The sequence below is a fragment of the Haloferax profundi genome (assembly GCF_001469865.1).
GTDB classification, from domain to species: Archaea; Halobacteriota; Halobacteria; order Halobacteriales; family Haloferacaceae; genus Haloferax; species Haloferax profundi.
In genome coordinates this window covers 1-6,453 of sequence record NZ_LOPV01000434.1, presented here as the reverse complement: position 1 = coordinate 6,453, position 6,453 = coordinate 1, and the positions used below count along the sequence as shown (strand labels likewise).

The 6,453-nt window shown below is 62.2% G+C and carries 5 protein-coding genes and 1 pseudogene; 2 read left to right on the top strand and 4 right to left on the bottom strand.

What is annotated here, in order from left to right:
• Window positions 1-223: 223 nt before the first annotated feature.
• On the bottom strand, window positions 224-538 hold the full coding sequence (locus AUR66_RS14860; RefSeq protein WP_058573055.1) for a non-histone chromosomal MC1 family protein: 315 nt from the start codon (window positions 536-538) through the stop codon (window positions 224-226).
• A 237-nt stretch (window positions 539-775) separates the two neighbouring features.
• On the opposite strand from AUR66_RS14860, the gene AUR66_RS14855 reads away from it, so the two are divergent.
• Window positions 776-973: a hypothetical protein gene (locus AUR66_RS14855; RefSeq protein WP_004044784.1), complete on the top strand. Its 198-nt coding sequence runs from the start codon at window positions 776-778 to the stop codon at window positions 971-973.
• A 63-nt stretch (window positions 974-1,036) separates the two neighbouring features.
• Window positions 1,037-2,092 carry a quinone-dependent dihydroorotate dehydrogenase gene (locus AUR66_RS14850; RefSeq protein ID WP_058573056.1) on the top strand — a complete coding sequence of 352 codons (1,056 nt, stop codon included), beginning with the start codon at window positions 1,037-1,039 and terminating at the stop codon, window positions 2,090-2,092.
• Window positions 2,093-2,131: 39 nt separating this feature from the next.
• Here the strand turns inward: AUR66_RS14850 and AUR66_RS14845 are convergent, their stop codons facing one another.
• From AUR66_RS14845 to AUR66_RS14835, 3 genes and pseudogenes are all read right to left on the bottom strand, one after another.
• Complete coding sequence (locus tag AUR66_RS14845; protein WP_058573054.1) at window positions 2,132-4,738, bottom strand: valine--tRNA ligase; 2,607 nt, start codon at window positions 4,736-4,738, stop codon at window positions 2,132-2,134.
• A gap of 100 nt (window positions 4,739-4,838) precedes the next feature.
• Window positions 4,839-6,044, bottom strand: coding sequence for a trans-sulfuration enzyme family protein (locus AUR66_RS14840; RefSeq protein ID WP_058573053.1), 1,206 nt, complete (start codon window positions 6,042-6,044; stop codon window positions 4,839-4,841).
• A gap of 177 nt (window positions 6,045-6,221) precedes the next feature.
• Window positions 6,222-6,453, bottom strand: a pseudogene (locus AUR66_RS14835) (phenylalanine--tRNA ligase subunit beta); the annotation flags it as partial.

Genomic DNA, 6,453 nt, shown 5'->3' with positions numbered 1-6,453 from the left:
GAGGCCGGCCGTTCATCCCCCGCGTCGTACGTACGGTCTGACCGGGTGTTGGTCGCGCAAGCGAAACTGGCGGTGCCGTGGTCAAAGACGTATCGACTCGCGAGGCAGTCAGTCAGCCAGTCTCCAGCGTCTGTCTGTGGGCCGCCGACCAGACTGGTGAGGTCTGTTACTCGTCGCTCGTACGTGCGTGTCCGCGCGCGATAAGAAAGTGAACGCTGTCGTCCTACTCGTCGAGGTGCTCGATTCCCTTCTTGGAGACGTTCCCTTTGGTGATACTGCCTTCCATCCAGCCGGGCTTGTCCTCCGGAGCACTGCTCTCCCACGCCCAGGCGTCGAAGATGTGGACCTTGTCAGTCCCCTTCTCTCGGAGTCGAATCTCCACCGCACTGTCTTGTGCATCCTCTTCGGAGTCTGCCGGGTCGAGTCGTCGGGCAGCCTTGAGGGCTGCCTGTCGTGGCATACTCCCTGAGAAAACACTCGTCTCTGTACCGTCCTCCTCTCGGAGCACGAAATTCCGTTTACCGTCCTCGCGTACCATGATTTTCCACCTCTATGCCATTGAACCACATGGCACATCATAAATATATCGCCGATTTTCGACCGACGACGGGGCCATACTTATATACTCTCGCCAGATGAACCCGGCGAAGAGTCGTCAACGAGCCGAGAATTGTACGAGAAAAACGTTCGAATCGAGGTGAAAGTCGCGTCCGCGAGGAATGACGGAGACAACACTTATGTATTCCCTGCGGCGAACCAACGCATAGACCCCCAGATGGTCCGGAAAAAGAAGCTCAGTCCGAGTGGCGCCAAAGACGAGAATGGCGAGTATCACAACGTCCACGTCAACCTCCACGAAGACGAACTCGCAGTCGCCGGCATGGAGATCGGCGACGAAGTATTCGTTCGCGTTCGAGACGGGAAGATAATCATCCAAAAAGCAGACCCAGATCAGGTCGAACACGACTTCTAACGACAGGTGTGCCGTGACGTCTCGAAAATCACCCATCCACAGCGGACCGCACACACTCCCGCCATGAACCTCTACCACCTCGCCAAACCACTCCTCTTTTCGCTCCCACCAGAGACAGCACACGGGACGATTCACGGACTACTCCGGTCGGTCCGCGAGACACCCGTCGAGACACTCCTCGAACGACGCTACCACGTCGAAGACCCACGACTCGAGACGACAGCCTTCGGTCTCGACTTCCCGAACCCCGTCGGCGTCGCCGCCGGATTCGACAAGAACGCCGAGATTCCGACCGTCCTCGCGGCACTCGGGTTCGGCCACGTCGAAGTCGGTGGCGTCACGGCGAAACCACAGTCGGGCAACCCGCGCCCGCGTATGTTCCGCCTCCCCGAAGACGAGGCACTCATCAACCGAATGGGTCTCAACAACGAGGGCGCGGACGCGGTGGGCGCACGCCTGTCTGCGGGCCCGCACCCGGACGTTCCCGTCGGCGTCAACCTCGCCCTCTCCGAGGTGACGGCCACCGAGGACGCGCCCGAAGACTACCTGTACACCTACGAACGCGTCGCCGACGGCGCTGACTACTTCGTCGTCAACGTCTCGTGTCCCAACAGCGAGGGCTTCCGCGACTTGCAGAACCGCGACTCCCTCGAAGCGATTCTCGGGACACTCGTCGACGCGGGCGCGGACCCACTGCTCGTGAAACTCTCACCCGACCTTCCGGACCCCGCCGTCGAAGACGCACTCGAAGTCGTCGACGACCTCTCGCTCGACGGTATCATCGCGAGCAACACGACCACCTCGCGGCCCGACTCGCTCCAGAACCCCAATCAGGCCGAACGCGGCGGTCTGTCTGGAAAGCCCATCGAAGGCGCGGCCACCGAGATGATTCGGTTCATCGACGACCGAACCGACGTACCCATCGTCGGTGTGGGCGGTGTCTCCGACGCCGACAGCGCCTACCGGAAGATTCGCGCCGGAGCCTCGATGGTCCAACTCTACACGGGCATGGTTTACGAAGGGCCGTCCATCGCCCGCGACATCAACCGCGGCCTCCTCGACAGACTCGAACGCGACGGCTTCGACAGCATCGAAGACGCAGTTGGCGCAGACCGCTAAAAGAGGAGTTTCTGTGGTGGGACCGCCACCGACTTCGGCTCAGTTCTTGATGATGATGAGCGCGCCCTCAGTCTCGACGAACTCACCCTCGCCGGTGTAGGTACGCGCTTCGTTGACCTCGAACATGTCGGGGCCGAGTTCGACGCCCGCGACGTGGAGTTCGTCGCCGACGAGTTCGTAGTCGTCCTGTGCGAGTGCCGCCTCGATGTCCGGGACCTTGCTGCCGTACTCGGGACCGACGACAGCGTAATCGAGGTCGATGCCGGAGATGACCGACTCGATAGGCGGTTCCTCGTCGGTCGACGACAGCGACTCGACGTGCATCACGCCGCTGATGTCGTCTTCGAAGCCATCGACGTTGCCGTAGACTTCGACGTCTTCGACGGGGGCGTTCATCGAGAGTTGGGCGTCGCTCTTGTACTTGCGCAGGGCACCGACGACGGCCATGGCAGTCTCGCCCGCCTCGAAGTCGGCGTCGAGGCCGAGTGGGTCGGGCCACGACTGCTCGTGGACGCTCTCTGCGGAGTACATGTCGCGCCAGAGTTCCTCGGTGATGTGCGCGAGGATGGGCGCGAAGAGGACGAGGAAGCGCTGGTGGGCGGTCTGGAGCGTGTAGGCCGCCGACGGGTCGTCGCCCTCTCGGAGTCGCTGTTTGGCGATTTCGAGGTAGTCGTCACAGAACGTGTGCCAGAAGAAACTCCGCAGGCTATCGCGGGCCTTCGAGAACTCGCGGTTCTCGAGTTTCTCCGTGGCGTACTCGATTTCGCGGTCCAGTGAGGCCAGAAGCCATCGGTCGAGCGTCTTCAACTCGCCGTGGTCGAACTCCTCGGGCGCGTCTTCGGTGAGGCTCTCGACGAGTTTCGACGCGTTCCAGAGCTTTCGCATCAACTTCTCGCCCGCGACGAGACCCTTCTCTTGGTACGGCAGGTCGTCGCCGACGGCGCTCCCGGCGGCCCAGTAGCGGGCGGCGTCGACGGGGAACTTCTCTAAGACCTGGTCGGGCGAGACGACGTTGCCGACGGACTTCGACATCTTCTCGCGGTTCTCGTCGAGGACCATCCCGTTTATCATCACGCTGTCGAACGGCACCTCGCCGGTGTGCTCGTAGCACTTGACGACGGTGTGGAACAGCCAGAAGGAGATGATGTCGTGGCCCTGCGGGCGCATGTCGAACGGGTAGAGTTCGTCGCGTTCGAGTTCCATCTCCTCGGTCTCGGGGTTCCAGTCCCACCCAGCGTTGATGAGGGGCGTGAGCGACGACGTCGCCCACGTGTCGAAGACGTCGTCTTCGGCGACGAACTCGTCGTGGCCACACTCGGGACAGGTGTCGACCGGCGGGTCGTCCGAGAGTGGGTCGACCGGCAGGTCCGCACGGTCGGCGACGACGACGTGTTCGCAGTCGCCACAGTACCAGACCGGGAACGGAATCCCAGAGGAGCGCTGGCGCGAAATCGCCCAGTCCCACTGGAGTCCTTCGATCCAGTTCTTGTACCGCGTGAACATCTTGTCGGGGAACCACTCCATCTGCTCGCCCGCGTCGAGGTACTCCTCACGCTTGTCGAGCAGTTTGATGTACCACTGGTCTTTGACGAGGAACTCGACGCTCGTGCCACAGCGCTCGTGGACGTTGACCGTGTGCGTGATGGCGCGTTTGTCGAGGAGTGCACCGGCGTCGTCGAGGTCCGAGACGATACTCTCGCGGGCCTCGTCCGAAGACAGACCGGCGTAGTCGTCCGCAACCTCGGTCATCGTGCCGGATTCGTCGATGGCGACGCGAAGCGGCAGGTCGTGCGCCTGGTACCACTCGATGTCCGTCTGGTCACCGAAAGTACAGCACATGACGAGACCCGTTCCGGTCTCTAAGTCGACACGCTCGTCTTCGAGGATGGGAACGTGCTGGCCGAACAGCGGAACCTCCGCTTCCTGCCCGACGAGGTGTTCGTTCTCGTCGTCGTCGGGGTGGACGAAGACGGCGACACACGCGGGGAGGAGTTCGGGACGCGTGGTAGAGATGACGAACGACTCGTCCGAGTCGGCGACACCGAACTCGATGTCGTGGAAGTGCGAGCCCTGTTCGTCGTCTTCGGTCTCGACTTGCGAGATAGCCGTCTCACACTCGGGACACCAGATTGCGGGCGCGCGCTGTCGGTACTGGCGGTCCTTCTCGTAGAGGTCGACGAACGAGAGTTGCGAGATGCGCTGGACCTCGGGCGAGATGGTCTGGTACGTCTGCTCCCAGTCGATGGAGATACCGAGGTTCTGCATCTTCTCGGTGAACTCCGCTTCGTACTTCGAGGTGACCTCGCGACAGAGTTTCTGGAACTCGCGTCGCTCGTAGTCCTGGTGCTTGATTCCGAGTTCGTCCTCGGTCAAGAGTTCGGACGCGATTCCGTTGTCGTCGTATCCGAACGGGAAGTAGACGTCCTTGCCGCGCATCCGGTTGAACCGGGCGACGAAGTCCTGGAGCGTAAAGCCGTAGACGTGGCCCCAGTGAAGACTCCCGGAGACAGTCGGCGGCGGCGAGTCGATGGAGAAGACGGTGTCGGGGTCTACAGCACCCGCTGGGTACGCGTACAGGTCTTCGTCGACCCACCTCTCTTGCCAGTTCGCCTCGACGGTTTCCGGGTCGTATTCTCCGCTCGGCATTGCGTTGCCGTACCTACCACCGGGTAGACTGTTAAACAACTCGGTTAGCGGTCCGAGCGAACGGACTGCGAGCGGTGACGAGAAACCGTCGCAGCAACGATTAGACCGACGCCAGCGCCGCGTCGAGGTCGGCGAGCAAGTCGTCGACGTGTTCGACGCCCACCGACATGCGGAGCAGCGAGTTCGAGATACCGAGGCGGTCACGTTCGGTCTGGGCAAGCGGCGAGTGCGTCATCGTCGCCGGATGTTCGATGAGGCTCTCGACACCACCGAGGCTGACCGCGAGGGGGAACTCGCGCAGGCGCCCGAGGAACTCGGCCGTGCCGTCGAGGTCGGTGTCGAGTTCGAACGAGAGTACCCCGCCGTACCCGGACTGCTGCCGGGCAGCGAGTTCGTGCTGCGGGTGGGATTCGAGGCCGGGGTAGAGGACACGGGTGACGGCGTCGTGAGATTCGAGGAAGCGCGCAATCTCCATCGCGTTCTCCTCGTGTTGGCGCATCCGAAGCGGGAGCGTCTTGATACCGCGGAGGGTCAGGTAGGAGTCGAACGGCGAGAGCATCGACCCCATGCCGACACGCTGGAGGAACGCGAGTTCGTCCATGATGTCGTCGCGGTTGGTGACGACGGCACCGCCGATGGAGTCGGAGTGGCCGTTGAGGTACTTCGTCGTGCTGTGGACGACGACGTCGGCACCGAGCGAGAGTGGGTTCTGGAAGTACGGGCTGAGGAACGTGTTGTCCACGCCGAAGATGGTGTCCCACTCGTCGGCGATGGCGGCGATAGCCTCGATGTCACAGAGGTGCATGAGCGGGTTCGTCGGCGTCTCCATCCAGATGAGACGCGTCTCGTCACGCATGGCGTCTTCGACGTTGGCCACGTCCGTCGCGTCCACGAACGTCACGTCCACGTCGAGTCGTTCGGCGAACAGGCGGTTGAGCATCGTCTTCGTCCCGCCGTAGAGGTCTTCGAACGCGACGATGTGGTCGCCGGGGCGAATCATCGCCGTCATCGTCGCCGTGATGGCCGCCGTCCCCGAGACGAACGCGAGGGCGTGTTCGGCACCTTCGAGCGCCGCCAACCGATGCTCCAGCGCGTTTCGCGTCGGATTCGACAGTCGCGAGTAGAGATACTCACCCGCGTCCGGGTCGAGGAGTTCGAGGTCCGCGTCGGGGTCAACGTCGGGAACCGAGTACGTCGACGAGAGGTGAAGCGGGACGACGACGTCTTCCACACCGGGCGCAGGGGCCTGTCCACGCTCACCGTGGGTGACTGCCAGCGTCTCGCGCGTTAGTTCATAATCGTTCATACAAGAACTGGCGACGAGTTACATCCTAAAGGTTTCTATCGTTCTCACACCAAATGCACAAAAGGAATGACGAGAAATTTGAAATTACTCGAAGTTATCTCAGGGTGGGGAGACCACGTGCAACTCTCGACACTCCGTCAGCCTCGCGTAAAAATGGGGTAACTGCTGTCGTGGTGCTTACTGCAACGCAGCCAAATCAAACTCGAACGCCGCCACCGGCAGTTCCAGGTCGTGTTCGACGATGACCTTCGGGTGAAGTTCGCCGACGACACCGACTTCCTCGCCGTCGATGACGACGGCGGCGGTTCGGCCGGAAATGAACGACGGGTGTTCGGTCGCTGGCGTCTCCAGTTCCACGTCGAAGTCGCCGCAGAGTGCGGCGAGGCGGGCTTTCGCGTCCTCGTACGTC

Coding starts and splice junctions, on each gene's coding strand:
- AUR66_RS14860 (WP_058573055.1), bottom strand. CDS start 538: ATGGTACGCGAGGACGGTAAACGGAATTTCGTGCTCCGAGAGGAGGAC.
- AUR66_RS14855 (WP_004044784.1), top strand. CDS start 776: ATGGTCCGGAAAAAGAAGCTCAGTCCGAGTGGCGCCAAAGACGAGAAT.
- AUR66_RS14850 (WP_058573056.1), top strand. CDS start 1,037: ATGAACCTCTACCACCTCGCCAAACCACTCCTCTTTTCGCTCCCACCA.
- AUR66_RS14845 (WP_058573054.1), bottom strand. CDS start 4,738: ATGCCGAGCGGAGAATACGACCCGGAAACCGTCGAGGCGAACTGGCAA.
- AUR66_RS14840 (WP_058573053.1), bottom strand. CDS start 6,044: ATGAACGATTATGAACTAACGCGCGAGACGCTGGCAGTCACCCACGGT.